Below are 25,008 nucleotides of genomic sequence, written 5' to 3'. Positions count from 1 at the left end.
TATTTAACGGGCCGGCCGGATGCAAAAGGAAAAAGCAGTATTTGAAGCTATTCCAAACTGGCCCGATAGCAGCCTAGAACGGCTCCAAAACCGGGCGTTGCGCTGAATCAAGATTAGAGGGGATCTAGTCGCCGCCGCCGCCTCCACCACCATCACCGCCGCCTCCGCAATCCCCGCCACCGCCGCCGCTATCACTGCTGGAACAGCCGCCAGCGTCGCTCGAGCTCCCCGAACTGCCGCCGGAAAACCAGCTCCCCAGCCAGAAGCCGTCGTTCGTCCTCGTATAGGTGTCGCCGCCGCCACTATTGCCGTCGCCGGCCGCGATCCGTGAGCGGCGCTGGCTCCGGTTCTGAAGGTGCGCGATCCAGCCGAAGCCGATCGCGAAGACAACTCCAGCAGCAATCAATGCACCTATCATCGCGTTGTCCAACTCGCCTCCCGGGCACATCGGTGCCCGATAATCCATTGGTCGCGCCCGCCAAAGGCGCCGTTCATTGATCATTCAAGCGAAGTGTGGAACTCTGCTCCCAAAGAGTTCCCGCGTGGTCCTACGAAAGGCCTCCCGATGAAGAAGCTGTTCCTGACGGTCGCTGCCGTCGCCTCCCTGGCCCTCGCGGCCGGAACACCGGCCAATGCGCAGCGCGGCGTCGCGGCGGGTGTGGCGGCCGGGATCATCGGCGGCGCAATTGTCGGCGGCGCACTGGCCTCTCCGTATTATTACGGACCCGGCCCGGGCTATTACCAACCCGGTTATTACCCGCCCCGCTACTACGCGCCGGGTCCGGGCTATGTCTCCGACGGCTATTACGGTGGCGGCTGCGTCTGGCAGAAGCAGCGCTTCTGGGACGGCTACGACTGGCGCATCCGCCGCGTCAGAGTCTGCGGCTGAAGGCGCTGCGGGCCGAATCGTCCGACCGATTTACTCCAGACTCGCCGTTCATCTTGGGGCCTGAAAAAGACCGCTTTTTCTCGTCACAGCTCCGTGTGCGTTTACCGTGGATTGACCATTTGCGCGCTTCCTAGCTGCAAGGCCAATTCCATTGGAGCCTGCGTGAACCTTTGAAACCCGGGCGCCTCTAACAAGAGGAACCCATCTCCCAGGAGAGTCCTGAGCATGAAGAAGATTCTTGTTGCCGCCCTCACGGTTGCGACGGTCGCCGGTTCGCTGGTGACTGCCGTTCCGTCCGCCAAGGCGCATGACGGCAGCATCGGCGCCGGCATCGCGGCTGGCCTGATTGGCGGTGCGATCGTCGGCGGCGCCATCGCGTCGAGCCGTCCGGCCTATGGCGGTCCGGTTTACGTAGCCGAGCCCGGCCCGCCGCCCCCGCCCTGCTACTGGCAGCGCCAGCGTTACTGGGACGGCTTCGGCTGGGTCGTTCGCCCGGTTCGCGTCTGCTACTGATCTGATCGCACGGCGCCAGCGCCGCGATCGAAGCCCGGCCGAGACCATCGGCCGGGCTTTTTCTTTTGGCCCGCTATCGCGCCGCCTGGATCGAGCGGAGCACCTCTTCGCTCGGCCAGCAATCAACCTTGAGGCCGGCCGATTTCTGATAGGCGCCGAGCGCGGCGCGCGTCAGCATGCCGGCCTTGCCGTCGATCTTGTCCTTGTAGAGCCCGACGCGCGTCAGCCCGCGCTGCATCGTCTCGACATCCTTGGTGCGCAACTGCTTGGAGGCCGCCCATGGCGTTGCGAATGACTGCGGGCTCGTCATGCGATCGCTGAGATGACCGACGAACAGCACATAGAGGTCCGAAAAATTGTACTCCTTGATGACGAAGTAGTTCTTCGTGGTCAGGAACGACGGACCGTAGATGCCTTCCGGCTGAAGCAGCGAAGCCGGCTGCGCCTGCTCGGCGGCACCTAGCTTTTGTCCACGCACCGGCACGAAGCCTTCGCGCAGCCACTGTCCGATCGGCTTCGTCACCTCCGGCACGCCGGTGGTGCAATCGACCTTCGCCGGCGCCTGCACCTCATAGGCCCAGCGCACGCCGCTCTGCCAGCCCTTGTTGACGAGCTGCTGCGCGGCTGATGCCAGCGCATCCGGCACCGAATGCCAGATGTCGACGCGACCATCGCCGTCGAAATCGACACCATGCTTGTAATATTCGGATGGAAGGAACTGGGTGAGGCCGGTCGCACCGGCCCAGGAGGAGCGCATATCCTTGCGTGTGACGACGCCTTCGTCGAGTATCTTGAGCGCGACAATGAATTCGTTGCGATACTGATCCTTGCGCCGTCCGACATAGGCCTGCGTCGCCAGCACACGCAGCAGATCATGGGGCAGCGTATGGCGGCCATAGTCCGTCTCGCGGCCCCAGATCGCGAGCATGACGGTCGCCGGCACGCCGGACTTCTTCTCGATCTCAGCCAGCGAGGCACGGTATTTTTGCAGCAGCCGCTGCCCCTCGCCCGCAAGCCGCGCGATCGAGGCTTCCTTGACGTAGTCGGCCGGCACCTGCACGAACTCGGCCTGCGACGGCGCCCCGGTTGCGGGGCGGCCCGGCAGAAGCAGATCGGGCAGCTTGTAGTCAGGTTCGAGCCCGCGCGTCTGCTCGTCGAACGTCTTGCGCGAGACGCCTTCGGCCTGTGCCTCCGGCCAGAGCGAGGCGATGAACTGCGTGAAGGCGGCATCGGCGGCGCGGGCGGACGACAAGCCGCAGGTGACCACGATCACCGCAGCGATGAGCGCCCGCCGCATCATGCCGCCATCACCGCGTCAGCTTCTTGTACTTCACGCGGTGCGGAATGATGCTGTCCTGGCCGAGCCGGCGCATCTTGTCCTTCTCGTAGTCCTGGAAGTTGCCTTCGAACCATTCGACGTGGCTGTCGCCCTCGAAGGCCAGGATGTGGGTCGCGATACGGTCGAGGAACCAGCGATCATGGCTGATGATGACGGCGCAGCCGGCAAAGTCCTCCAGCGCCTCTTCGAGCGCGCGAAGCGTGTCGACGTCGAGGTCGTTGGTCGGTTCGTCGAGCAGCAGCACGTTGGCTCCGGACTTCAGCATCTTGGCGAGATGCACGCGATTGCGTTCACCGCCGGAGAGCGCACCGACCTTCTTCTGCTGGTCGGCGCCCTTGAAGTTGAACGCCGAGCAATAGCCGCGCGAATTCACTTCCTTCTTGCCGAGCAGGATCAACTCGTTGCCGCCGGAAATCTCCTCCCACACGTTCTTGTTGCCGTCGAGCGCGTCGCGCGACTGGTCGACATAGCCGAGATGCACGGTCTCACCGACCGTGATCGAACCTGAATCCGGCTTCTCCTGGCCGGTGATCATCTTGAACAGCGTGGTCTTGCCGGCGCCGTTGGGGCCGATCACGCCGACGATGCCGCCGGGCGGCAGCTTGAAGGTGAGGTTGTCGATCAGGAGGCGGTCGCCGAAGCCTTTGCTGAGGCCTTCGAAATCGACCACGTTGGCACCGAGCCGCTCGGCGACGGGAATGATGATCTGCGCCGTCTGGGTCTGCTTCTCGCTCGCCTGCTTGAGCAGATCCTCATAGCGCTGGTAGCGCGCCTTGGACTTGGCCTGACGCGCCTTCGGTGACGAAGCGACCCATTCCTGCTCGCGGGCCAGCGTCTTCTGGTGCGCGGCGTCCTCGCGTCCCTCCTGCTCCAGCCGCTTCTGCTTCTGAACCAGCCAGGACGAGTAATTGCCCTCGTAGGGAATGCCCTTGCCGCGATCGAGCTCGAGGATCCAGCTCGTGACGTTGTCGAGGAAGTAGCGATCGTGGGTGACGATCAGGATCGCGCCGGGATAGCTGCGCAGATGGCTTTCGAGCCACGACACGGATTCGGCGTCGAGATGGTTGGTCGGCTCGTCCAGCAGCAGCAGATCGGGCTGGTCGAGCAGCAGCTTGCACAGCGCGACGCGGCGGCGTTCACCGCCGGAGAGCTTGGTCACATCGGCGTCGTCGGGCGGGCAGCGCAACGCGTCCATGGCCTGGTCGACCTTGCTGTCGAGATCCCAGAGGCCCTGGGCCTCGATCTCGTCCTGCAGCTTGGTCATCTCGTCGGCGGTTTCCTCGGAATAGTTCATCGCCAGCTCGTTGTAGCGATCGAGGATGGCTTTCTGCTTGGCGACGCCCAGCATGACGTTCTCGCGCACCGAAAGCTTGGCGTCGAGCTGCGGCTCCTGCTCGAGGTAGCCGACGCGGGCGCCCTGGGCGACCCAGGCCTCGCCGTTATACTCCTTGTCGAGGCCGGCCATGATCTTGAGCAGCGTCGACTTGCCCGAGCCATTGACGCCGAGCACGCCGATCTTGGCGTCCGGGTAGAAGCTCAGATGGATGTTATCGAGCACCTTCCGGGTCGGGTAGCTCTTGGTCAGGCCCTGCATGAAATAGATGAACTGGCGCGCCATCGGTCCCGAAAACCTTCGATTTGAGGAAATTTGCTTCGCCGCCGATGTAGCGATCCCGTCCCTAAAGGGCAACGTTTTCCGTCCGTTCACCACGGACGAATACGGAATGGACACCATCCGGACACCGATCCGGACAATTGAAACCATCTTTTAATAAATCAGGCCGAAAGCTCGGTTTCGCGCGGAAACAGCGCCGCCCGCCCAGAACGAACGGGAGCACAGCGAGGCCGCATCATGGCTCTGATCGAGACCCATTCTCTTCCTGTTCCGGCAGAAGCCGGCCACGTCTCCGACTTCGCCTCGGAGATCAAGGGCTTCTGGAAGCGCTTCTTCGCCACCGCCTTCAACCCCTACCGGCCCGAACTGCACTACATGCGCGGCCCCGGCCCCGCCTGGCGTGCCAAGCACGGCATGGATGCTCCGTTCCGCCTGAAGCCCCGCGACCTCTAAGCGCCTCTCTCCTGTCGGATTTTTGAAGACGCGGGCGGCTTGCGCGCCGTCCGATTGCGCGCAACCATGGCCTGGTTCCGACGGTGGCGCTCGCCTTGCGCCCTCACCTCTCGCCATCACCTCTGGCCCTGGATGAACGCTGATGAGCCGGCTGCGCTGTGCAATTCTCGACGACTATTTCAACCTCGCGCTCGACGTCGCCGACTGGCAGAAATTGTCCGACCGCCTCGACGTCACCGTGTTCAGCCATCCCTTCGCCTCCGAACAGACGGCGGCCAGCGCGCTGGCCGATTTCGAGATCATCTGCGCGATGCGCGAGCGCACCGCATTCCCCAAGAGCCTGTTCGAGAGCTTGCCGAAGCTGAAGCTGCTGCTCACGTCAGGCATGCGCAACGCCGCGATCGACATGGAAGCCGCGAAGGCGCGCAATGTCGCCGTCGGCGGCACGCAATATTCCCGCGACCCGACCGCACCGCTCACCATGGGCCTGATCCTGGAGCTGACCCGCGGCATCGGCCGCGAGAACGCGCGCATGCATGCCCGCGAGCCCTGGCAGAGCTTTGCCGGCGTCGAGATCGAGGGCATGACGCTCGGGATCGTCGGGCTCGGCAAGCTCGGCAGCAAGATGGCCGGGATCGCCAAGGCGTTCGGCATGAACGTGATCGCCTGGAGCCCGAACCTCACGCCGGAGAAGTGTGCGGCGGCCGGCGTCGGCTACGCCTCCAAGGAGGAGCTGTTCGCCAAGGCCGATATCGTCACCATCCATGTGGTGCTGAGCGAGCGCTCGCGCGGCCTCGTCGGCGCTGCCGATCTCGCGCGGATGAAGCCGACGGCGTTTCTCGTCAACACCGCGCGCGGGCCGATCGTGGACGAGCAGGCGCTGCTCGAGGCGTTGCAGCAGCGCAGGATCGCGGGCGCCGGCCTGGACGTGTTCGCGGTCGAGCCGCTGCCGGTCGACCATCCTTTCCGTAAGCTCGACAATCTCGTGCTGACGCCGCATCTCGGCTACGCCACCGAGGACGGCTTGCGCATCCATTACGGTCAGATGGTCGAGGCGATCGACGCCTGGACCAAGGGCGGCGAGTTGCCGCGCAGGCTCGTCTGAAACGATGAAGGGCGTGCCAATGGCACGCCCTTCACGAACTGAATTGTCTCTCGGAGCTTAGCGCACGGTGACCGGCGCCGGCAGCGGCGGCACCACGGTCGGCTGCGTGCCCGGAACGGGACCGGCCTGCGCGGCCATCGGGGCCGGACCGGCAGCACCGGGCGTCGGCGCAGCGGAGGCAGTCGCCGTTCCCGGCGGCGGGCCGCCCGGCATCACCACCACGCGGGTACCGACCTTGACGCGATCGAACAGGTCGGAGACGTCCTCGTTCAGCATGCCGATACAGCCCGAAGACACGAACTTGCCGATGGTCGAGGGCTGGTTGGTGCCGTGGATGCGGTAGACGGTCGCGCCGAGATACATCGCACGGGCGCCGAGCGGATTGCCGGGGCCGCCGGCCATGAAGCGCGGCAGATAGGGCTGGCGCTCGATCATCTCGGTCGGCGGATGCCAATCCGGCCACTCGGCCTTGCGGGTGATCTTCTGCACGCCGGTCCAGGTGAAGCCGTCGCGGCCGACGCGGACGCCGTAGCGGATCGCACGGCCGTTGCCGAGCACGTAATACAGGTAGGTGTTGGGCGTATCGACCACGAGCGTGCCGGCCGGCTCCTTGGTCTGGAACGCGACTTCCTGGCGGCGCAGGTTCTGCGGCAACTGCACCGGCGCAGCATCGGGCTGCTCCTCGGGCGGTAGCGCGGCCAACGTCAACGGCCGGCCATCGGCGCCGACGGGCGGCTGGCCGGACTGGACCGTTCCGGTTGCGGCGGGACCACCGATGGACTCCGGCGGACGCAGGCCGTCATTGGCCGGTGCCTGGCCCTGCTGACCCGGGCGATTGGCATAGATCACCGGCGGCGGACCGGCGGGGCGGCCATAGCGGGGATCGTCGGGCGACATCACCGGGCCCTGCGGCGGGGCGGCCGAGTAGACCGGGCTGCCCGCCGGGCGGCCATACCGCGGATCATCCGGCGACATCACCGGACCCTGGGGCGGCCCTGCCGAGTAGACCGGAGGCGCGCCGAGCGGACGGCCATAGCGCGGATCGTCGCCCGGGCCGGGCGGCGGCAACGATGCCTGCGGCATCGCGTCGTCGTCATCTTCGAGCGCGTCGAAACTCGGTGTGCGATCGCCGGGCCGGTATTCAGCCGGGGCGCCGTAGCTCGGCACCTGCTGGATCGGATAGCTCTGAGCCTGCGCGAGCGAGGTTCCCGCCGCAGCGACGGTTGCGGCAGCGCATATCGTCAGAAAATGTTTGATCATCATCGCTCTTGTATAGTCCTCAAGCCCGATCGGACCGTTAACGGCCAGATGGCCGAAGATAGCGGCACATTCAAGACATATCAGGCTTATTTGCGCCGGATTTGCCGATTTGTGATCCGCAAGACTACCGTTGCCCCGTTGCATCACGGGGCGGAAATCGCATCGCGCGGTGGATTGCCTGACACAACGGCCCCGAATTTAAGGAAACGGGTCGGAATCGTTGCGGTATGTTCGAATCAGCCTGATTCGCCATCAATTTGAGCTCCGATCACCGCGTGGCGAACGCGGCAAACAGTACCGTCACCGCGTTCAGATGGCTCATGGGCCCTGGCACCTTCGCCGCCGGGGCGGAAATTCGCAATCCCTCGATGCTTCCCGGCTTTCGCTTCCTGTTTGCCGCGATCCTGCTGTCAACGTCCCTCCTGGTGTTCGGCCTGGGCGCCGCCGCGCTGCTGCGGGCGAGCCATGAGCAGTATGCCAACAACCCCTCCTGGCGGAATGGCCCGCAGGAGCAGAGGTTCGCGCAGGCGCCCGAGCCCGCTCCGCCGGTGCTCGCGGTCCTCCGTGTAGAGCCGGAGGTGACGGCCGAGCCCGAGCCTTCATTGCGCGACCAAGTGCCGACCATCGGATTGCCGGGCACCGAGCCCGAGCAGATCGCCGCGCTGACAAGCGAGGCTGACGTACCGACGCAGGCCGCCGCACCCGCAAGCGATCCCGTGACCACCGAACCGGCCAAGGCCGAGACGGCGACGGAAGCCACCGCACCGGCGCCCGCTGACACGCTCACGCCCGCCGACACCACGGCCTCCATTCCCGAAGCCAGGCCTGACCTCGCGCCTGCCGCTGTCGCAACCGCCGGCGAGCCGGCGCCGGCTGACTCCAGCGCGGCCCTGGCCTCCTCTGCGCTCGACGTCGCCGCGGCCAAGCTGGCCGCACTGAACGAGCCGGCGACGACGACCGTGAAGGATCAGCCGGTGAAGGCCAAGGCTGTGAGCAAGGCCGACGATAAGGCGGCCAAGCGCAAGGCGAAGGCGAAGCACCGGGTGGTGCGCCGTCCGCCGCCTCAGCAGCTGCAGCAACAGCTCGATCCGTTCGGGCAGCCGCAGACATTTGCGACGACGACGGCCACGAGGTCCCGCCAGTAGGCTAGGCCGGCCCGATCGCGATGGCCGGGCCCTTCTCCTGGCCCCATTCCGACCATGAGCCGTCATAGAGCGCGGTGTCGGTGATCCCGAGGCGATAGAGCGCGAGCGTCAGCACGCCGGCCGACACGCCGGAGCCGCAGCTCGTCACGATCGGCGCGTCGAACTTGACGCCGGCGCCCGTGAAGGCGGCGCGGAGATCGTCGAGCGGCTTCATCTCACCGGTCGCGGCATCGAACAGGAGATTGTAGGGCACGTTGCGGGCGCCGGGGATGTGGCCGGAGCGGATGCCCGGCCGCGGCTCGGGCGCGCGGCCCTCGAAGCGCTCGGCGGCGCGCGCATCGATCACCTGCTCCTTCCTGCTTTCGACGTTGGCGATCAGCTGCTGCATGCTGCGAACGCGCTTTGGATCGTAGCTCGCCTTGAAGGTTTGCGGCTTCGGCTTCACCTCGCCGCTCTCGACCGGACGTCCTTCGGCGCGCCACTTCTTCAGGCCGCCGTTGAGGATGCGCACATTGCCGTGGCCGAAGGCGAGGAACATCCACCACGCGCGGGGCGCCGCGACCCAGCCGCCGGCATCGTAGAGCACCACGGTATCGGCGTTGGAGATGCCGAGATTGCCGATGTCGCGGCCGAACTGCAGGGCGTTCGGATACATGTGCGGCAGCGGGTTGGAATGATCCGACACCGCATCGACGTCGAAGAAGGCCGCGCCGGGCAGATGCGCGGCGAGATAATCGTCCTTCGGCAGCGGCAGCACGCCCGGCAGCTTGAAGCTGGCGTCGAGGATCTTGACGTTGGCGCCGTTGATATGGGCGGCGAGCCATTCGGTGGAGACGAGGGGGTCGGGGGCGGTGGTCATGTGATCAGTCTCCGAGGGGTCGTTCCGGGGCGTGCGCAGCACGAACCCGGAATCCATCGTGCGGCAGAGTCGGTGGATGAATGGATTCCGGGTTCACGCTTCGCGTGCCCCGGAATGACGAGAGAGGCTCACCCCTTCTTCTTCGGCTCCCACTGCTCAGTCGGCCCGCCGGCATCGCGCCAGGCGGCGTAGCCGCCGGCGATGTGGGCGACGGGCTTCAATCCCATGTCCTGCGCGGTCTTGGCCGCGAGCGCGGAGCGCAGGCCGCCGGCACAGTGGAAGACGAACTTCTTGTCCTCCTGGAAGATCGGCTTTGCATACGGGCTCTGCGGATCGATCCAGAATTCGAGCATGCCGCGGGTGCAGGCGAACGCGCCGGGGATGCGCCCCTCACGCTCGATCTCGCGGGGGTCGCGGATGTCGACGATGACGACGTCGCCGTTCTTGGAGATCTCGATGGCGTCCTTGGCGTTGAGCGTCTCGATCTCGGCATTGGCCTCGTCGATCAGCGCCTTGATGCCGCGGGTGATGTTCTGGGGCATATCCATTCCCTTCTCTTTCGTCATTCCGGGGCGATGCGCAGCATCGAGCTACGGTGCGCAATTGAGAATCCATTCCGCCACCAACTCTGCCGCCCGATGGATTCCGGGTTCTCGCTGCGCGAGCCCCGGAATGACGACGGGAGACATCAGTGCGTCAATTCCTTCATTGCACCTTCCAGCCCCTCGATCGTGATCGGGTACATCCTGTTGGCGAAGATGCGTTTGATGATGGTGGTCGATTCCGAATAGTCCCAATGCTTCTGCGCGACCGGATTCAGCCACACCGAATGCGGATAGGTGCGGATGATGCGGTCGAGCCAGACCGAGCCGGGCTCCTCGTTGACGTGCTCGACCGAGCCGCCGGGCACCATGATCTCGTAAGGCGACATCGAGGCGTCGCCGACGAACACGACCTTGTAGTCGTGCGGGTATTTGTGCAGCACGTCCCAGGTCGGCGTGCGGTCGGTGAAGCGGCGCTTGTTCTGCTTCCACACGCCTTCATAGAGGCAGTTGTGGAAGTAGAAATACTCCATGTGCTTGAACTCGCTCTTCGCCGCCGAGAACAGCTCCTCGACCTGCTCGATATGCGCGTCCATCGAGCCGCCGATGTCGAAGAACACCAGGAGCTTCACCGCGTTGCGCCGCTCGGGCCGCATGTGCACGTCGAGATAGCCGTGATTGGCGGTCTCGCGGATGGTGGTGTCGAGATCGAGTTCATCCGGCGCGCCGGTGCGGGCGAATTTGCGCAGGCGCCGCAGCGCCACCTTGATGTTGCGGATGCCGAGCTCGACATTGCCGTCGAGGTCCTTGAATTCGCGTTTGTCCCATACCTTGACGGCGCGGTTGTTGCGGTTCTTCTCCTGGCCGATGCGCACGCCTTCGGGATTGTAGCCGTGGGCGCCGAACGGCGAGGTGCCGGCCGTGCCGATCCACTTGTTGCCGCCCTGGTGGCGGCCCTTCTGCTCCTCGAGGCGCTTCTTCAGGGTCTCCATGAGCTTGTCCCAGCCCATGGCCTCGATCTGCTTCTTCTCTTCTTCGGTCAGGTATTTCTCGGCGAGCTTCTTCAGCCACTCCTCGGGGATCTCCGCCTTCTCCATGGCGTCGAGCAGGTTTTCCAGCCCCTTGAACACCGTGCCGAAGACGCGGTCGAACTTGTCGAGGTTGCGCTCGTCCTTCACCAGCGCGGTGCGCGACAGATAGTAGAAATTCTCGACCGAGTAGTCCGCAAGGTCGGCGTCGAGCGCCTCCACCAATGTGAGGTATTCGCGCAGCGTCACGGGGACCTGCGCGTCGCGCAGAGAGGTGAAGAATTGCAGGAACATGGGTGACAGATTGCCCGTCGGATGGCTGACGTCAAGGGGCGGAGGCCATCCCTCTGCGCTGGACCCGGGTGCTTTTTGCTCTAGAATTGGCGCCCTCAGGGGTTTGTTTTGGGAACGTTTGCAATGGGAATTGTCGCAGCGCTCATCATCGGCGCGATCGCGGGCTGGCTTGCGGGCAAGATTGTCCACGGGGCGGGATTTGGGCTGATCGGCAACATCGTTGTCGGCATCATCGGCGCGCTGGTCGCAAGCTGGGTGCTGCCCCAGCTGCACATTCAGCTCGCCACCGGCACGATCGGCGCGATCGTGGACGCCACCATCGGCGCGGTGATTGTGCTGGTCATCCTTTCGCTGATAAAACGGGTCTGAAAGCCTGACCGAACCAGGAACGGCCGCCGCGAGCGGCCGTTCGCTTGTCGCGACGGGGCGACAGCCTTCTCGCCGACGATGACCCAAGGACACGCAATGAAATTTACCGGCACCAAGGACTATGTTGCGACCGACGATCTCAAGGTCGCCGTCAATGCCTCGATCGTGCTCGAGCGCCCGCTGCTCATCAAGGGCGAACCCGGCACCGGCAAGACGGTGCTGGCGGAAGAAGTGGCGAAGGCGCTGAACGCGCCGCTGCTGACCTGGCACATCAAGTCCACCACCAAGGCGCAGCAGGGCCTCTACGAATATGACGCGGTGTCGCGCTTGCGCGACAGCCAGCTCGGCGATAGCCGCGTCTCCGACATCAAGAACTACATCAAGCGCGGCAAGCTGTGGGAGGCCTTCACCGCCGAGCAGCGCCCGGTGCTCCTGATCGACGAGATCGACAAGGCCGACATCGAATTCCCGAACGACTTGCTGCTCGAGCTCGACCGCATGGAATTCCATGTCTATGAGACCGGCGAGACGATCAAGGCCAAGCAGCGCCCGATCATGATGATCACCTCCAACAACGAGAAGGAGCTGCCGGACGCCTTCCTGCGCCGCTGCTTCTTCCACTACATCAAGTTCCCGGACGCCGACACGATGGGCCGCATCGTCGACGTCCACTTCCCCGGCATCAAGAAGCGCCTGGTCGAGGAAGCGCTGCGCATCTTCTTCGAGGTGCGCGAGGTGCCCGGCCTGAAGAAGAAGCCTTCCACCTCGGAGCTTCTGGACTGGCTCAAGCTGCTGCTCAACGAGGACATGAGCGTCGAGCAGCTGCGCGAACGCGATCCGCGAAAGCTGATCCCGCCGCTGCACGGGGCCCTGCTCAAGAACGAGCAGGACGTGCACCTGTTCGAGCGGCTGGCGTTCTTGAGCCGACGGGAAGTGTGAGGCTCATGTCCCGGACGCGCTGCAGCGTGCAACGCTGCTGCGCAGAGCCGGGACGCACCCCGCACGGATGACGCGGAGACATGGGCCCCGGCTCTGCAGCGCACCGTCGAAGTGACGCTGCACTGCGTCCGGGGCACGAGAGCGTAGTGTGGGGGCAGGCTCTCTCCACGTCATTGCGAGGAGCCCCTGCGACGAAGCAATCCCGAATCCCTCCGCGGAGAGATTCTGGATTGCTTCGCTCCGCTCGCAATGACGGAGTCTGAGGCGACAACTCGCTCTTCCCATTCGCAGTTTGGATCGCACACACGGCTTCGCAGCCTCGCGGCGTGTTTCGCCCGAGCTTTGATTCAGTCTCGCTCCCTCTTCGATCAGAGGGCGCAGGGAAGACCGGGTGCCGACTGGCACCCGCGGTCCGCTGCGCGAAAAGCACACGCAGAGAAGCCGCACAGCAGCATACAGGTGTTGCCGAACACTCGGCCTTCCCTGCGCGATGGTCGGACGGCTTATGCCGTGCTCTCCCGGGAGCCGAACTTTCCTCTGGCCTCCCTCGCCGTTCGAATTGACGATGACGTCCACCCGGTTGGGCTCGCGCGCATCTTCGAACGGCTTGACCGTAGCAACGACGGTCAGGACCACACGGTTTCGCCGTACGCACGGCCCGCCATGTCGCCGCAGTATTTCCAGCCCTGTCGACGGAGCTGGAAACTTACAGGCGAGACGAAGCCTAGCAGCGCCGTTCGTCTACACGCAGGTGTCGGACTCACAGGGACTACCCGCCCTGCCCGCACTCCTCGTGCCAACGCTGCCGCGTCCACCGCAACCCGGCCCGCGTTTCGAACGACTCGCGAACCGCCCCTCTTCGTCGGGCCGGGCTGCGTCGATCTATGCCGCAATTCCGAATTTCGGTAAAGTGGAATATTTTTGTGGAGAGGGGTTGACGGGGGCGGCGGGTGTTTTGCCCGACGTATCGTTTTGCGACACACCGCCCTCTCGTGTCCCGGACGCGCTGCAGCATGCAACGCTGCTGCGCAGAGCCGGGACCCACGCAACACGGATTGCTCGGAGAGATGGGCCCCGGCTCTGCAGCGCACCGTCGAAGTGACGCTGCGCTGCGTCCGGGGCACGAGACTTTCCTACGCCACCGCCGCATCCGGAATGCGCGCGGCTTCCATCGGCTGCTTGCCGCGGATGAGATCCGAGGCCCGGTCGGCGATCATCATGGTAGACGCATTCAAGTTTGCCGAGATCATGAGCGGCATCACCGAGGCGTCGATCACGCGCAGGCCTTCCAATCCGTGGACGCGGAGCTGGTCGTCGACGACCGCCCACGTGCTGTCGGCCGGGCCCATGCGGCAGGTGCAGCCGGGGTGGAAGGTGGTGGTGCCGCGCTCGGTGGCGGCATGCAGGAATTCGTCGTCGGTGTTGACGTTCGGGCCGGGGAAATCCTCGTAGGCGTAGTAGGGCGACAGCGGCGCACTCTTCAGGAGGCGCCGCGCGAGCTTCATGCCGCCCACGATGACGCGGCGGTCGAGCTCGGCGTCGAGGTAATTGGTCTGGATGATCGGCGGCGCGAACGGATCAGAGGAGCGGATGCGGACATAGCCGCGGCTCTCCGGACGCTGCTGCCAGGAGGCCACGGTTATGCCGGGCTCGTCCTCGAGCTGGCCCTGTACGCCTTCCTTGTAGCTTGCCGGCGTGAAGGTGAGCTGCAGGTCGGAGCTCTCGGCACTCTCGCCGGAATGCCAGAAGCAATAGACCATGGTCGGCGACAGCGAGAGCAGGCCACGGCGGGCGGTCGCCCATTTCAGCGCCTCGATCCACAGCGAGACGCCGCGGCGAAGCTCGTTGATGGTCTTGATGTCCTTCACGCGCGCCACCGTGCGCGGGGCGTAATGGTCCTGCAGGCCTTCACCGACGGGGAGCGCGTGACGCACGGCGATGCCGTGCTGCTGCAACAGATCGGGCGAGCCGATGCCGGAGAGCTGCAGCAGCTGCGGCGAATTATAGGTGCCGCCGGACAGGATCACTTCCTTGTTGGCGCGGACTTCCACCGGCGTGCCGCCGCGGCCGCCCTTGGTGTAGCGCACGCCGACGGCGCGCTTGCCTTCGAAGATGATCTCGGTCGCATGCGCGTGCGTGTGCACATGCACGTTGGGCCGCTTCATCGCGGGCTTGAGGAATGCGGTCGAGCCGGACACGCGCAGGCCCTTGTCGATGGTGCGCTGGCAGTAGGAGACGCCTTCCTGTATGGCGCCGTTGTAGTCAGGGTTGCGGGGAATGCCGAGCGAGACCGCGCCTTCCATGAAGGCTTCGCAGAGCGGATCGCGCCAGTCCATGGTGGTGACGGTGAGCTTGCCGTCGCGGCCGCGGAAGGTGTTGTCGCCCTCGCCGACCCTCTTCTCCAGCCGCTTGAAGTAAGGCAGCACGTCGGCATAGCCCCAGCCGCGATTGCCCATCTGCGCCCAGGTGTCGAAATCCATGCGCTGGCCGCGGTTGTAGATGTGGCCGTTGATCGAGGACGAGCCGCCGAGCGTCTTGCCGCGCGGCGCGTAGATGCTGCGCCCGCCGGTCCAGGGCCCCGGCTCCTGCTGGTAGGCCCAGTTGATGCTCTTCATGTGGAAGGTTTTTATGAAGCCCGCCGGCAGGTGGATGTAGGGGTGCCAGTCGGATGGGCCGGCTTCGAGCACGCAGACGCTGGTGTCGGGGTCTTCGCTGAGCCGGCTGGTGAGCACGCAACCGGCGGAGCCCGCGCCGACGATCACATAATCAAATCTGTCCATGGTGCCTCGGCCGCCCCTAGCGCGGTTTGTCGTTGAGTTGGAATTCGAGATGCGTTTTCACCGTCGGCCATTCGGCGGCGGTGATGCTGTAGACGACCGTGTCGCGCAGCGTGCCGTTCGGCGCGACCTGGTGGCTGCGCAGGATGCCATCCTGCTTGGCGCCCAGGCGCTCGATGGCCCGGCGGCTCTGGTGGTTGAAGAAATGCGTGCGGAATTCGACCGCGATGCAGTCCAGGGTCTCGAAGGCGTGCCGCAGCAGCAGGAGCTTGCACTGCGTGTTGAGCGGGCCGCGCTGCGCGCTCTTGCCATACCAGGTCGAGCCGATTTCGACGCGGCGGTTGGCGGCATCGATGTTCATGTAGGTGGTCATGCCGACGATGTTGCCGCCGGCATCGAACACGGTGAACGGCAGCATCGAGCCCGCGGCCTGCAGGCCGAGGCGGCGGTCGATCTCCTTGTCCATGTTCTCCGGCAGCGGAATCGCCGTGTACCAGAGTTTTGACAGCTCGCCGTCCTTGACGGCCTCGACCAGCCCCTCGCGATGCTGATGCGACAGCGGCTCGAGACGGGCGTGCTGTCCACGCAGGGTGATGGGATCAGGCCAGGGCATCGAAACTTTCTCCTTACGTCATTGCGAGCGAAGCGAAGCGACGCAATCCAGACTGCCAACTCCTCATCCTGAGGAGCGCGACTTCGCGCGTCTCGAAGGATGAAGGCCCGGCTGGTGGCCTCGCCCTTCGAGACGCGCGCGGAGGGCGCGCTCCTCAGGATGAGGGTCTGGGAGTTGCCCCGCCTCCCGTGCAATGACGGCTTGGCTCACTTATTCAAGAAATTCAACGGCAATCCGCCGCGCGGCCAGTCCATGGCGACGAGCTCGCCCTTGCCCGACAGCGTGATGTAGGCCGTCTTCAGCCCGGGGCCGCCGAAGGCGATGTTGGTGGTGACGCGGTCGCCGGTCGGGACCTGCTCGACCAGCGTGCCATCGGGCGCGATCACCGAGATGCAGCCGGAGACGAGGGTGGCGACGCAGACATTGCCGCCGGCCTCGACCGCGAGCGAGTCGAACATCTGGTAGCCGCCGAGGCCGCAGATCGGCTTGCCGCGCTCGCCGCGATAGATCGGATCGCGCGGCTTGAGCGTGCCGGGCGCGGAGAGCTCGTAGGCCCACAGCCGTCCGGTCGGCGTCTCCGCGATGTAGACGGTGCTCTCGTCCGGCGACAGCCCGATGCCGTTGGCGGGCAGCACGCCGTGCACGATCTCGACGAGCTCGCTCATGCCGGGCTTGAGGTAATACATGCCGCCGACGTCCATCTCGCGGGCGCGGCGCTTGCCGAGATCGGAGAACCACAGACCGCCCTGCTTGTCGAACACGAGATCATTCGGCCCGCGCAGATCGTGCGCGCCGCATTTGGTCACCACGGTCTCGACCTTGCCGGATTGCAGGTCGACGCGCTGGATCGAGCCGCCGAGATAGTCGTCCGGCTGCGGGCCCGGCATGATCATGTTGCGGGTCGGGATCCAGGAGAAGCCGCCATTGTTGCAGATGTAGATCTTGCCATCCGGGCCAAGCGCGGCGCCGTTCGGGCCGCCCGGAATTTTCGCGACGATCTCCTTGCGTCCGTCGGGATAAACGCGGGTCAGGCGCTGGCCGCGGATTTCCACCAGCACGACCGATCCATCCGGCATCACGACCGGCCCTTCGGGAAATTCGAGGTCCGTGGCGAGAACGCGGACGTTGGACATGAGGGGACCCTCCCGGCTGCTTGTTATGGCTTGCACGGGATGTCCGGCACGGGCCCCGCAGGCAAGATTTGCCTGCGGTTATGACAAAGTCGCTCGGGCTTGCCAAGCAAGACGGACGGTATGCCAGCGTTGCGTGCTACTCCTTCACCGGCACCCAGATCTCGAAGCCGCCAATTCCGGTCGCCGAATCGAACTTTTCGTCATAGCGCTCGAAGCTTGGTGCGTCTGCGGCCTTCAGGCCGGATGCCGGCAGCCACTGATTCCAGATCGTGTTGACGGTGCGGCGGACCGAGGCGACGTGATCGGTGTGGGTGAAGACGGCGTAGCGCTGCTCGGGGATGCGGATGCGGCCGAAGCGGCGCGGCAGGTCGGAGAAATCGGCGACCTCGACGCCGGCGATGTAGTCGAAATTGCCGGCATCATCGCCGTTGCAGCAAACACCATAGGCGACTTGATCTTTCTCCTGGCCGACACGCGCAGGAATGTCGGCGACCGCCTGATGGAAGCGCTGCCACAGACCGGGGATCATGGCGCCGTTGTCACAGGTGATGCGCTCGGCAGGACCGGCGACGAGAAAGGCCTTGGCGGTTTCGAAGCGCGGCGGGGCGAGATGGTCGAGCATGGTGGAGTCCATGAGGATCGGCTCCTGTAGCTTGAGCTGGCTGACGCACGTTGTCGCCCTCACCGCTTCGGGCGTGGCGCCGAACTGATCGCGGAACGCGCGGGTGAATGCTTCGTGCGAGCCGTAGTCGGCCTCCAGCGCGACGCGGAGGATGTTCGGCGCGCCGTTCGCGAGAAGACGCGCCGCTTCCGTCAGCCGCCGCGCGCGCGCGTACCGCATCACCGGAAGTCCGGTTGCCGCGGCAAACGCACGCACGATGTGGAACCGCGACACGCCCGAGATCGCAGCGATCTCGTCGAGCGTCATCGGCTCGGCCAGATGGCTCTCGATATACCAAAGCGCGCGTTGGGCCGGGTTCATGGCGGTCGTCCTCGTTCGAAGCGCCGTCATGATGCGCGGCATGCGGCCGCGTCGCTTGATCGGCGTTGCTGTCCGCGCTGGAGGATAATCCGGGAATGGCCACTGGCAACGCCTTGGCGTTCGTGGCTAAACTCCCCGAACCGCTCACGAGAAAGGGGAACCGCGCCATGGAAATCACCGATGTGCGTGCGCACCATATCCGCATCCCCTATGACGCCGGTGTCGCGAGCTTCCGCCAGGGCGCATCCGCAATCACGGCGCTCGACATGGTGCTGGTCGAGGTCTTGACCGATGCCGGGCTGACCGGCTGGGGCGATGCCTTCGCCTATGTCTGCCCGCGCACCACGCGCAGCGCCGTCGAGGAGATGATCGCGCCGCAGGCCCGTGGGCTGAAGGTGCCCGATGCGGCCGGCATCCCGGCAATGATGGAGCAGATCCAGCGCAACCTGCATCTGTTCGGCCGCTACGGCATCACCATGTTCGCCATCTCCGGCCTCGACATCGCGCTCTGGGACCTTGCTGCGAAGATCAAGGGCGTGCCCCTGCATCGCCTGCTCGGCGAGACCAGGCGCACGGCCATTCCGGCTTACGCGAGCCTGCTGCGGATCGGCTCGCCCGAGAACATCGCAACCGAATGCCGGAAGGCCCTCGCGCTCGGCTATGGCGCCATCAAGCTGCACGAGACCACGACACAGGCGGTGTTCGCCGCGCGCAAGGCGATCGGCCCCAGCATTCCGCTGATGGTCGACATGAACTGCCCGTTGACCCGCGAGCAGGCGATCGCGTTCGCGACGAGCTGCCGCGACGCGCAACCGATGTTCCTGGAGGAGCCGGTGTGGCCGCCGGAGGATTTCGCCGGACTCGCCGAGGTCCGCAGCAAGGGCGGGCTCGACATCGCCGCCGGTGAGAATGCCTGCACGGAGTATCAATTCCGCCAGATGATGGAAGCGGGCGCGGTGAGCCACGCCCAGCCGTCGGTGACCAAGGTCGGCGGCATCACCGAATTTCTGAAGGTCGCGGAGCTGGCCGATCGGCTCGGCGTCAAGATCGTCCCGCACTCGCCGTACTTTGGTCCAGGCCTGCTCGCGACACTGCACTTGCTCGCAACGCGCGACGACGGGCTCGTCGAGATGTTCCATCTGAAACGCGAAGCGTGTCTCTGGGGCGGACGCGCGGACAGCGACGCCACCGGCCATGTCGCGGTGCCCTCAGCTGCGGGACTCGGCTATGAGCCGGATCGCGGCGTGATCGAGCGATATCGCGTGACGTGAGCGGGAGAGGTGAAAAGCCCGCGGCGACATCGAGTCAAACAACCAAATCGTCACTGCGCAACACCGGCCTGCTGCAACGCAGCGGCATGGCGCCGCTGCGAAAGCGCGAATTGACTTCGTCGAGATCGTTGCGACAGATGAGCGCGGGTCCGCGGTGATGACCGCTGGTCCCATGCAAAGCTCCGGGAGGGGACAGATGTTCGATCGACGCGACCTGCTCAAGGGAGCGGGCTTTGCCGCGATTGCGGCCACACTCAATCCCACCAAAGCTCTGGCACGCGACACCGTCACGCTCCCATTCGCCAATGGCGAACGGCCGCTGGTGAAATATCCGCAGAAGCGGCCGCTGATCGGCCTGACCAGCCGGCCGCCGCAGCTCGAGACGCCGTTCGCGATCTTCAACGACGGCCCGATCACGCCCAACAACGCGTTCTTCGTGCGCTATCACCTCTCCGACCTCCCCTACAGTCTCGATCCCGACAAGTTCACGCTGGAGGTGAAGGGCAAGGTCGACAAGCCGCTGAAACTTTCGCTGAAAGACATCCGGAAGATGAAGGCGACGGAGCTCGTCGCCGTCGCGCAGTGCTCCGGCAACAGCCGTGGCTTCGTCGAGCCGCGCGTCGCCGGCGGCCAGCTCGCCAACGGCGCCATGGGGAATGCGCGCTGGCGCGGTGTGCCCCTGAAGGCGGTGCTCGACATGGCCGGCGTGCAGAGCGGCGCGAGGCAGGTCACATTCAACGGCATGGATGGGCCGGTCAGCGACAAGACGCCTGACTTCGTCAAGGCACTCGATATCGATCACGCCAGGGATGGCGAGGTGATGCTGGCCTATGGCATGAACGGCGAGGATTTGCCGTTCCTCAACGGCTTCCCGCTGCGCCTGATCGTGCCCGGCTATTACGGCACCTACTGGGTCAAGCACCTCAACGAGATCACCGTCATCGACAATGTCTATGACGGCTTCTGGATGAAATCGGCCTATCGCATTCCCGATACGCCCAACAATGCGATCGAGCCCGGCACGGCGCCGAAGGCGACGATCCCGATCAACCGCTTCACCATCCGCTCCTTCATTACCAGCGTCCCCGACGGCGCCAAGCTCAAGGCGGGCGCTGTGACGCTGCGCGGCATCGCCTTCGACGGCGGCAAGGGCATCAAGGACGTCGCGGTCTCCACCGACGGCGGCAAGAGCTGGACCAACGCAAAACTCGGCAAGGATCTCGGCAAATATTCGTTCCGCGAGTGGAAGCTGCCGGTGAAGCTTGCGGCAGGCAGCCTTGAGCTCAAGGTGCGCGCCACCGGCAATGGCGGCGAGACGCAGCCGGACACGCCGCGCTGGAACCCGGCGGGTTATCTGCGCAACGTCGTCGAAACCGTCCGCGTGACCGTGGCCTGAAGGAGAATGAGCATGCAGCGCACCGTTCTCCTCGCCGTCCCCCTCGCCCTCGCCGTGGGTTCGGCCCCTGCAGCGCCGGTCAATTACAAGACCCCCGATGAAGTCGCCGCGTTCAAGCCCGGGCCCAACCTCGAGGTCGTGCAGGGCAATTGCAGCGCCTGCCACTCGGCGGATTACATCGCCACGCAGCCGCCGATGAAAGACAAGAAAGGCTTCTGGCAGGCCGAGGTGACCAAGATGATCAAGGTCTATGGCGCACCGATCGACGATGCCGATGTCGGCAAGATCGTCGATTATCTGGCCGCGACGTATTGACGGAGGCACGCAGCATCGGGCCATTTGACCGCAAAACGGGCAAAACCGGTAAAAGCGCCGCGAAGTTGAGCGGAATTCGGCGAAATGCCGATGTGGTTTGAGCTACCAAGCCCGCCACATTCCGCGTATCCTGTTAGGACCGAACCGGCCGGTTGGCGGGGACTGGCGGTTCGAGATCTCGGAGGAAGACCCGCGGAGAAGTCGTGATGGCTAAAGGTACGGTCAAGTGGTTCAACCCGACGAAGGGTTATGGATTTATCCAGCCTGCGTCGGGCGGCAAGGATGTGTTCGTGCATATCTCGGCAGTGCAGAAAGCCGGTTTGTCCTCCCTCAATGAGGGGCAGACGGTGGAATACGAAGAGATCGCAAACCGGGGCAAGACCTCCGCAGAGAACCTCAAAGTCTAAGCCCGCCAGCTTTTGCTGCCTCCCGGAATTGTCCGGGAGCCGGGCCAAAAAAATTTAGAAGACGGTGAGTGCATTCGACGACAGGCGTTGCGATTGCACACGGTGAACTATTTTTCGCATGAAGACCGCTCGTTCAACGCCACAGCAATGACAATCGCGACGGCATTTCGTCAGCCCACCGGCAACGGTGCGTCGCGCTTGATCTCCTCCATCACCGCATAGGTCCGCGTCTCGCGCACGCCCGGCATCGACAGCAGGGTCTCGCCGAGGAAGCGTCGATAGGCGGTCATGTCTGCCAGCCGCGCCTTCACAAGATAGTCGAAGCCGCCGGCAACCATGTGACACTCCAGCACTTCCGGCGCGAGTTTCACCGCGCGCGCAAACCGCTCGAAATTGTCCGGCGTGGTCTTGTCGAGCAGCACCTCGACAAACACCAGGAGCCCGAGGCCGAGCCGGTGCGGATTGAGCCGCGCGCCATAACCCTCGACGAAGCCCTCCCGTTGCAACCGCTTCAGCCGCTCGCCGATCGAGGTGGGCGACAGACCAATGCGCTCGGCGAGGTCGACATTGGCGATGCGCCCGTCCTCCTGCAGAATGGAGAGGATTTTCCGGTCGGTTCGGTCGAGTTCCATGATTTATCTGGTCAAGTGGCTCATACTCTTCATTTTCTAAGGCAGATTTGATAAATTGTCTATCGAGCTACGGTAACACCGGCATTATCCTGGATTTCAGCCACAGGACACGCCATGCCGAACATCCCGCCGCCCTTCACCGCCCCCTACGCACCCGATGACGCCGAGATCGCCGCACTCCTCTTGTCGACGCATCTGGCCCCGCCGCAGGAGGCGCGGATCGACCGCACCGCGACGCGGCTGATCGAGGCGATCCGCAAGCGCGACGACCGGCTTGGTGGGGTCGAGGACATGCTGCGGGAGTTCGCGCTCTCGACCAAGGAGGGGCTCGCGCTGATGGTGCTGGCCGAGGCCCTGCTGCGCGTGCCCGACGCGCGCACCGCCGACCAGTTCATCGAGGACAAGCTCGGTGAGGGCGACTTCATCCACCACGAGACCAAGTCCACCGCCTTCCTCGTCAATGCCTCCGCCTGGGCGCTCGGCCTGTCGGCGCGGGTGATCCAGCCCGGCGAGACGCCTGACGGCACCATCGGCCGCCTCGTGAAGCGGCTCGGTGCGCCGGCGGTGCGCACCGCAACGCGCCAGGCGATGCGGCTGATGGGCAATCATTTCGTGCTGGGCGAGACCATCGAGCAGGCGCTGGAGCGGGGCCGGCCGCGCTCCGGCCAGAAGCCGCGCTATTCCTTTGACATGCTGGGCGAAGGCGCGCGCACGGCGGCGGATGCCAAACGCTATTTCGACGCCTATGCCAGCGCCATCGAAACCATCGGCAAGGCGGCCGGCCCCCATCCCCTGCCCGGCCGGCCCGGCATCTCGGTCAAGCTCTCTGCCTTGCATCCGCGCTTCGAGGCGATCAGCCGCGAGCGGGTGATGGCCGAGCTGGTGCCGCTGCTGCTGGATCTGGCGCAGCGCGCCAGGGCGCATGACCTCAACTTCACCGTCGATGCCGAGGAGGCCGACCGGCTGGAGCTGTCGCTCGACGTGATCGCGGCGACGCTTGCCGATCCCTCGCTTGCCGGCTGGGACGGATTTGGCCTCGCGATCCAGGCCTATCAGAAACGCGCCGGCGCGGTGATCGACTATGTCGACGAACTTGCCCGCGCGCATGATCGCAAGTTGATGGTGCGCCTCGTCAAGGGCGCTTATTGGGACACCGAGATCAAGCGCGCGCAGGAGCGCGGGCTCGACGGCTATCCCGTGTTCACGCGCAAGGCGATGACGGATCTGAACTATGTCGCCTGCGCGACGAAACTGCTGGCCCTGCGGCCGCGCATCTTCCCGCAATTCGCCACCCACAATGCGCTGACGGTCGCAACCGTGCTGGAGCTTGCCAGGACCAGCGGCGGCTTCGAATTCCAGCGCCTGCACGGCATGGGAGAAGCGCTCTACGAGCAGCTTGCCAAGGACCACCCCGAAGTCGCCTACCGCACCTATGCGCCGGTCGGCAGCCATCGCGACCTGCTGGCCTATCTGGTGCGGCGGCTGCTGGAGAACGGCGCCAATTCCTCGTTTGTGGCGCAGGCCGCAGATTACCGCGTGCCGGTTCCGGCGTTGTTGCAGCGACCGGCGGATGCGATCGTCCGGCCGCAAGCGGCGGCCCATTCCAGGATTCCGCTGCCCGGCGATCTCTTTGCGCCGGAGCGGCGCAATTCGCGCGGCGTCGAATTCGGCGAACGGGCCGCGCTCGGCCAGCTTCTGGCTGACGTAAAGGCCGAAGCCGCGAACCTCGAGCCCATCGCCGACACAACACCGGATCAGGCCAACGCGGCGGTGACGGCTGCGCGCGCCGGCTTTGCCGCCTGGAGCCGAACGCCGGCAGCCATGCGCGCAGCAGCGCTGGAGCAGGCCGCGCATCTGCTGGAGAACCGCGGCGGCCATTTCATCGCGCTGCTGCAAGCCGAGGGCGGCAAGACGCTCGACGATGCGCTGTCCGAGCTGCGCGAGGCCGCCGACTTCTGCCGCTATTATGCCGCAGAGGGCCGCAAGCTGTTCGGAAGCGATGCCGCCATGCCGGGCCCGACCGGCGAGAGCAATGCGCTCGCGATGCGCGGCCGCGGCGTCTTCGTTGCGATCTCGCCGTGGAATTTTCCGCTGGCGATCTTCCTGAGCCAGGTCACCGCCGCGCTGATGGCCGGCAACAGCGTGGTGGCAAAACCCGCCGAACAGACGCCGCGCATCGCGCGCGAGGCCGTAGCCCTGCTGCACGAGGCCGGCATCCCCCGAAGCGCGCTGCATCTCGTCACCGGCGACGGCCACATCGGCGCAGCCCTGACGGCACATCCCGATATTGCCGGCGTCGTCTTCACCGGCTCGACCGAGGTGGCGCGCCTGATCAACCGGACGCTCGCCGCCAAGGACGGTCCGATCGTGCCGCTGATCGCGGAGACCGGCGGCATCAATGCCATGATTGCGGATGCCACCGCGCTGCCGGAGCAGGTTGCGGACGACGTCGTGACCTCCGCCTTCAGATCCGCCGGCCAGCGCTGCTCGGCGCTGCGGCTGCTGTTCGTGCAGGAGGACGTGGCCGACCGCATGATCGAGATGATCGCGGGCGCGGCACGCGAGTTGAAGATCGGAGATCCCGCAGATGTCGCGACCCATATCGGCCCGGTGATCGACATGGAGGCCAAGCAGCGACTCGATACGCATATTACGCGGATGAAGAACGAGACGCGGCTACACTTCGCAGGCCACGCACCGCAGGGCTGCTTCGTCGCACCGCACATCTTCGAGCTGAAGGAGGCCGCCCAGCTGACGGAGGAAGTCTTCGGTCCGATCCTGCACGTCGTGCGCTACCGCGCGGAAAATCTCCAAGGCGTGTTGCAGGCCATCGCGCGCACCGGCTACGGGCTGACCCTCGGCGTCCACTCCCGCATCGACGACACCATCGAAGCCATCATCGACCGCGTCCAGGTCGGCAACATCTATGTCAACCGCAACATGATCGGCGCCGTGGTCGGCGTGCAGCCGTTCGGCGGCAACGGCCTGTCCGGAACTGGCCCCAAGGCCGGCGGCCCGCACTATCTCGCGCGCTTTGCGACCGAGCAGACGGTGACGATCAACACGGCGGCCGCAGGTGGCAATGCGGCGTTGCTTGCGGGAGAGGAGTGAGGCCCTGCGCCAGGCGCCGTT

The 25,008-nt window shown here is 65.3% G+C and carries 24 protein-coding genes; 12 read left to right on the top strand and 12 right to left on the bottom strand.

The annotated features are described in order from the left end of the window. Nucleotides 1-124 precede the first annotated feature (124 nt). The gene (locus tag RX330_RS06740; protein ID WP_317242480.1) at nucleotides 125-430 is read right to left on the bottom strand and encodes a hypothetical protein; all 306 of its coding nucleotides are present in this window, start codon (nucleotides 428-430) and stop codon (nucleotides 125-127) included. 135 nt (nucleotides 431-565) lie between these two features. On the opposite strand from RX330_RS06740, the gene RX330_RS06735 reads away from it, so the two are divergent. Together RX330_RS06735 and RX330_RS06730 are read left to right on the top strand one after the other, a co-directional pair. Then, complete coding sequence (locus tag RX330_RS06735; protein ID WP_317242479.1) at nucleotides 566-889, top strand: hypothetical protein; 324 nt, start codon at nucleotides 566-568, stop codon at nucleotides 887-889. Between the two features lie 225 nt (nucleotides 890-1,114). After that, nucleotides 1,115-1,402 carry a hypothetical protein gene (locus RX330_RS06730; RefSeq protein WP_317242478.1) on the top strand — a complete coding sequence of 96 codons (288 nt, stop codon included), beginning with the start codon at nucleotides 1,115-1,117 and terminating at the stop codon, nucleotides 1,400-1,402. A 73-nt stretch (nucleotides 1,403-1,475) separates the two neighbouring features. Here RX330_RS06730 and RX330_RS06725 read toward each other — a convergent pair whose 3' ends face one another. Together RX330_RS06725 and ettA are read right to left on the bottom strand one after the other, a co-directional pair. Next, nucleotides 1,476-2,702 (bottom strand): lytic murein transglycosylase, encoded by a 1,227-nt coding sequence (locus RX330_RS06725; protein WP_317242477.1) that lies wholly within the window; start codon nucleotides 2,700-2,702, stop codon nucleotides 1,476-1,478. Nucleotides 2,703-2,709: 7 nt separating this feature from the next. Beyond that, nucleotides 2,710-4,359 (bottom strand): energy-dependent translational throttle protein EttA, encoded by a 1,650-nt coding sequence (ettA, locus tag RX330_RS06720; protein ID WP_317242475.1) that lies wholly within the window; start codon nucleotides 4,357-4,359, stop codon nucleotides 2,710-2,712. A gap of 234 nt (nucleotides 4,360-4,593) precedes the next feature. On the opposite strand from ettA, the gene RX330_RS06715 reads away from it, so the two are divergent. After that, nucleotides 4,594-4,809, top strand: a complete 216-nt coding sequence (locus tag RX330_RS06715; RefSeq protein ID WP_063201904.1) for a hypothetical protein — start codon at nucleotides 4,594-4,596, stop codon at nucleotides 4,807-4,809. 142 nt (nucleotides 4,810-4,951) lie between these two features. Next, on the top strand, nucleotides 4,952-5,914 hold the full coding sequence (locus tag RX330_RS06710) for a D-2-hydroxyacid dehydrogenase family protein (protein ID WP_317242473.1): 963 nt from the start codon (nucleotides 4,952-4,954) through the stop codon (nucleotides 5,912-5,914). 57 nt (nucleotides 5,915-5,971) lie between these two features. Here the strand turns inward: RX330_RS06710 and RX330_RS06705 are convergent, their stop codons facing one another. Next, a complete protein-coding gene (locus RX330_RS06705; RefSeq protein WP_317242472.1) occupies nucleotides 5,972-7,174 on the bottom strand; it encodes a L,D-transpeptidase in 1,203 nt (400 codons plus the stop codon). 320 nt (nucleotides 7,175-7,494) lie between these two features. Here RX330_RS06705 and RX330_RS06700 point away from each other — a divergent pair, with 320 nt between their 5' ends. Further along, a complete protein-coding gene (locus RX330_RS06700; protein WP_317242471.1) occupies nucleotides 7,495-8,319 on the top strand; it encodes a hypothetical protein in 825 nt (274 codons plus the stop codon). A gap of 1 nt (nucleotide 8,320) precedes the next feature. On the opposite strand, the gene sseA is transcribed toward RX330_RS06700, so the two are convergent. The 3 genes from sseA to RX330_RS06685 all read right to left on the bottom strand — a co-directional run bounded on the left by sseA (nucleotide 8,321) and on the right by RX330_RS06685 (nucleotide 11,042). Continuing rightward, nucleotides 8,321-9,178: a 3-mercaptopyruvate sulfurtransferase gene (sseA, locus tag RX330_RS06695; RefSeq protein ID WP_317242470.1), complete on the bottom strand. Its 858-nt coding sequence runs from the start codon at nucleotides 9,176-9,178 to the stop codon at nucleotides 8,321-8,323. A gap of 128 nt (nucleotides 9,179-9,306) precedes the next feature. Beyond that, the gene (locus RX330_RS06690; RefSeq protein ID WP_212080784.1) at nucleotides 9,307-9,720 is read right to left on the bottom strand and encodes a rhodanese-like domain-containing protein; all 414 of its coding nucleotides are present in this window, start codon (nucleotides 9,718-9,720) and stop codon (nucleotides 9,307-9,309) included. A 146-nt stretch (nucleotides 9,721-9,866) separates the two neighbouring features. After that, nucleotides 9,867-11,042, bottom strand: coding sequence for a vWA domain-containing protein (locus tag RX330_RS06685; protein ID WP_212080534.1), 1,176 nt, complete (start codon nucleotides 11,040-11,042; stop codon nucleotides 9,867-9,869). 123 nt (nucleotides 11,043-11,165) lie between these two features. On the opposite strand from RX330_RS06685, the gene RX330_RS06680 reads away from it, so the two are divergent. Both RX330_RS06680 and RX330_RS06675 read left to right on the top strand, forming a co-directional pair. After that, nucleotides 11,166-11,411, top strand: a complete 246-nt coding sequence (locus tag RX330_RS06680; RefSeq protein WP_212080783.1) for a GlsB/YeaQ/YmgE family stress response membrane protein — start codon at nucleotides 11,166-11,168, stop codon at nucleotides 11,409-11,411. A gap of 96 nt (nucleotides 11,412-11,507) precedes the next feature. Continuing rightward, nucleotides 11,508-12,350, top strand: coding sequence for an AAA family ATPase (locus tag RX330_RS06675; RefSeq protein ID WP_063201884.1), 843 nt, complete (start codon nucleotides 11,508-11,510; stop codon nucleotides 12,348-12,350). A gap of 1,133 nt (nucleotides 12,351-13,483) precedes the next feature. On the opposite strand, the gene RX330_RS06670 is transcribed toward RX330_RS06675, so the two are convergent. The 4 genes from RX330_RS06670 to RX330_RS06655 form a co-directional block, all read right to left on the bottom strand. Continuing rightward, nucleotides 13,484-15,130 (bottom strand): GMC family oxidoreductase, encoded by a 1,647-nt coding sequence (locus tag RX330_RS06670; RefSeq protein ID WP_317242469.1) that lies wholly within the window; start codon nucleotides 15,128-15,130, stop codon nucleotides 13,484-13,486. Nucleotides 15,131-15,146: 16 nt separating this feature from the next. After that, the gene (locus RX330_RS06665) at nucleotides 15,147-15,740 is read right to left on the bottom strand and encodes a GNAT family N-acetyltransferase (protein ID WP_317242468.1); all 594 of its coding nucleotides are present in this window, start codon (nucleotides 15,738-15,740) and stop codon (nucleotides 15,147-15,149) included. Nucleotides 15,741-15,946: 206 nt separating this feature from the next. After that, nucleotides 15,947-16,873, bottom strand: a complete 927-nt coding sequence (locus RX330_RS06660) for an SMP-30/gluconolactonase/LRE family protein (protein WP_212080531.1) — start codon at nucleotides 16,871-16,873, stop codon at nucleotides 15,947-15,949. A 136-nt stretch (nucleotides 16,874-17,009) separates the two neighbouring features. Further along, nucleotides 17,010-17,855, bottom strand: a complete 846-nt coding sequence (locus RX330_RS06655; RefSeq protein ID WP_317242467.1) for an AraC family transcriptional regulator — start codon at nucleotides 17,853-17,855, stop codon at nucleotides 17,010-17,012. 167 nt (nucleotides 17,856-18,022) lie between these two features. Between RX330_RS06655 and RX330_RS06650 the strand changes: the two genes are divergently transcribed. From RX330_RS06650 to RX330_RS06635, 4 genes are all read left to right on the top strand, one after another. Continuing rightward, entirely contained in the window at nucleotides 18,023-19,126 is a 1,104-nt protein-coding gene (locus RX330_RS06650; protein ID WP_317242466.1) for a mandelate racemase/muconate lactonizing enzyme family protein, read from the top strand. Between the two features lie 196 nt (nucleotides 19,127-19,322). Continuing rightward, nucleotides 19,323-20,522: a molybdopterin-dependent oxidoreductase gene (locus RX330_RS06645; RefSeq protein WP_317242465.1), complete on the top strand. Its 1,200-nt coding sequence runs from the start codon at nucleotides 19,323-19,325 to the stop codon at nucleotides 20,520-20,522. 12 nt (nucleotides 20,523-20,534) lie between these two features. After that, nucleotides 20,535-20,837, top strand: a complete 303-nt coding sequence (locus RX330_RS06640; protein WP_212080527.1) for a cytochrome c — start codon at nucleotides 20,535-20,537, stop codon at nucleotides 20,835-20,837. 206 nt (nucleotides 20,838-21,043) lie between these two features. Further along, nucleotides 21,044-21,244: a cold-shock protein gene (locus RX330_RS06635; protein ID WP_008134691.1), complete on the top strand. Its 201-nt coding sequence runs from the start codon at nucleotides 21,044-21,046 to the stop codon at nucleotides 21,242-21,244. A gap of 170 nt (nucleotides 21,245-21,414) precedes the next feature. Here the strand turns inward: RX330_RS06635 and RX330_RS06630 are convergent, their stop codons facing one another. After that, the gene (locus RX330_RS06630; RefSeq protein WP_212080526.1) at nucleotides 21,415-21,876 is read right to left on the bottom strand and encodes an Lrp/AsnC ligand binding domain-containing protein; all 462 of its coding nucleotides are present in this window, start codon (nucleotides 21,874-21,876) and stop codon (nucleotides 21,415-21,417) included. A gap of 114 nt (nucleotides 21,877-21,990) precedes the next feature. Between RX330_RS06630 and putA the strand changes: the two genes are divergently transcribed. After that, complete coding sequence (putA, locus tag RX330_RS06625) at nucleotides 21,991-24,987, top strand: bifunctional proline dehydrogenase/L-glutamate gamma-semialdehyde dehydrogenase PutA (protein WP_317242464.1); 2,997 nt, start codon at nucleotides 21,991-21,993, stop codon at nucleotides 24,985-24,987. The last annotated feature ends 21 nt before the right edge of the window (nucleotides 24,988-25,008 follow it).

Origin of the sequence: Bradyrhizobium sp. NDS-1, from assembly GCF_032918005.1 — a bacterium.
Classification (GTDB): Bacteria; Pseudomonadota; Alphaproteobacteria; order Rhizobiales; family Xanthobacteraceae; genus Bradyrhizobium; species Bradyrhizobium tunisiense.
This window is presented reverse-complemented; position numbering and strand designations above follow the sequence as displayed.

Excerpts from the sequence above, each read along its gene's own strand:
- ettA (WP_317242475.1), bottom strand. The coding sequence starts at position 4,359 with ATGGCGCGCCAGTTCATCTATTTCATGCAGGGCCTGACCAAGAGCTAC.
- RX330_RS06700 (WP_317242471.1), top strand. The coding sequence starts at position 7,495 with ATGGGCCCTGGCACCTTCGCCGCCGGGGCGGAAATTCGCAATCCCTCG.
- RX330_RS06710 (WP_317242473.1), top strand. The coding sequence starts at position 4,952 with ATGAGCCGGCTGCGCTGTGCAATTCTCGACGACTATTTCAACCTCGCG.
- RX330_RS06735 (WP_317242479.1), top strand. The coding sequence starts at position 566 with ATGAAGAAGCTGTTCCTGACGGTCGCTGCCGTCGCCTCCCTGGCCCTC.
- RX330_RS06725 (WP_317242477.1), bottom strand. The coding sequence starts at position 2,702 with ATGATGCGGCGGGCGCTCATCGCTGCGGTGATCGTGGTCACCTGCGGC.
- RX330_RS06650 (WP_317242466.1), top strand. The coding sequence starts at position 18,023 with ATGGAAATCACCGATGTGCGTGCGCACCATATCCGCATCCCCTATGAC.
- RX330_RS06675 (WP_063201884.1), top strand. The coding sequence starts at position 11,508 with ATGAAATTTACCGGCACCAAGGACTATGTTGCGACCGACGATCTCAAG.
- RX330_RS06630 (WP_212080526.1), bottom strand. The coding sequence starts at position 21,876 with ATGGAACTCGACCGAACCGACCGGAAAATCCTCTCCATTCTGCAGGAG.
- RX330_RS06640 (WP_212080527.1), top strand. The coding sequence starts at position 20,535 with ATGCAGCGCACCGTTCTCCTCGCCGTCCCCCTCGCCCTCGCCGTGGGT.
- RX330_RS06690 (WP_212080784.1), bottom strand. The coding sequence starts at position 9,720 with ATGCCCCAGAACATCACCCGCGGCATCAAGGCGCTGATCGACGAGGCC.
- RX330_RS06715 (WP_063201904.1), top strand. The coding sequence starts at position 4,594 with ATGGCTCTGATCGAGACCCATTCTCTTCCTGTTCCGGCAGAAGCCGGC.
- RX330_RS06655 (WP_317242467.1), bottom strand. The coding sequence starts at position 17,855 with ATGAACCCGGCCCAACGCGCGCTTTGGTATATCGAGAGCCATCTGGCC.
- RX330_RS06705 (WP_317242472.1), bottom strand. The coding sequence starts at position 7,174 with ATGATCAAACATTTTCTGACGATATGCGCTGCCGCAACCGTCGCTGCG.
- RX330_RS06680 (WP_212080783.1), top strand. The coding sequence starts at position 11,166 with ATGGGAATTGTCGCAGCGCTCATCATCGGCGCGATCGCGGGCTGGCTT.
- RX330_RS06730 (WP_317242478.1), top strand. The coding sequence starts at position 1,115 with ATGAAGAAGATTCTTGTTGCCGCCCTCACGGTTGCGACGGTCGCCGGT.
- RX330_RS06685 (WP_212080534.1), bottom strand. The coding sequence starts at position 11,042 with ATGTTCCTGCAATTCTTCACCTCTCTGCGCGACGCGCAGGTCCCCGTG.
- RX330_RS06635 (WP_008134691.1), top strand. The coding sequence starts at position 21,044 with ATGGCTAAAGGTACGGTCAAGTGGTTCAACCCGACGAAGGGTTATGGA.
- RX330_RS06660 (WP_212080531.1), bottom strand. The coding sequence starts at position 16,873 with ATGTCCAACGTCCGCGTTCTCGCCACGGACCTCGAATTTCCCGAAGGG.
- RX330_RS06670 (WP_317242469.1), bottom strand. The coding sequence starts at position 15,130 with ATGGACAGATTTGATTATGTGATCGTCGGCGCGGGCTCCGCCGGTTGC.
- sseA (WP_317242470.1), bottom strand. The coding sequence starts at position 9,178 with ATGACCACCGCCCCCGACCCCCTCGTCTCCACCGAATGGCTCGCCGCC.
- RX330_RS06665 (WP_317242468.1), bottom strand. The coding sequence starts at position 15,740 with ATGCCCTGGCCTGATCCCATCACCCTGCGTGGACAGCACGCCCGTCTC.
- RX330_RS06645 (WP_317242465.1), top strand. The coding sequence starts at position 19,323 with ATGTTCGATCGACGCGACCTGCTCAAGGGAGCGGGCTTTGCCGCGATT.
- putA (WP_317242464.1), top strand. The coding sequence starts at position 21,991 with ATGCCGAACATCCCGCCGCCCTTCACCGCCCCCTACGCACCCGATGAC.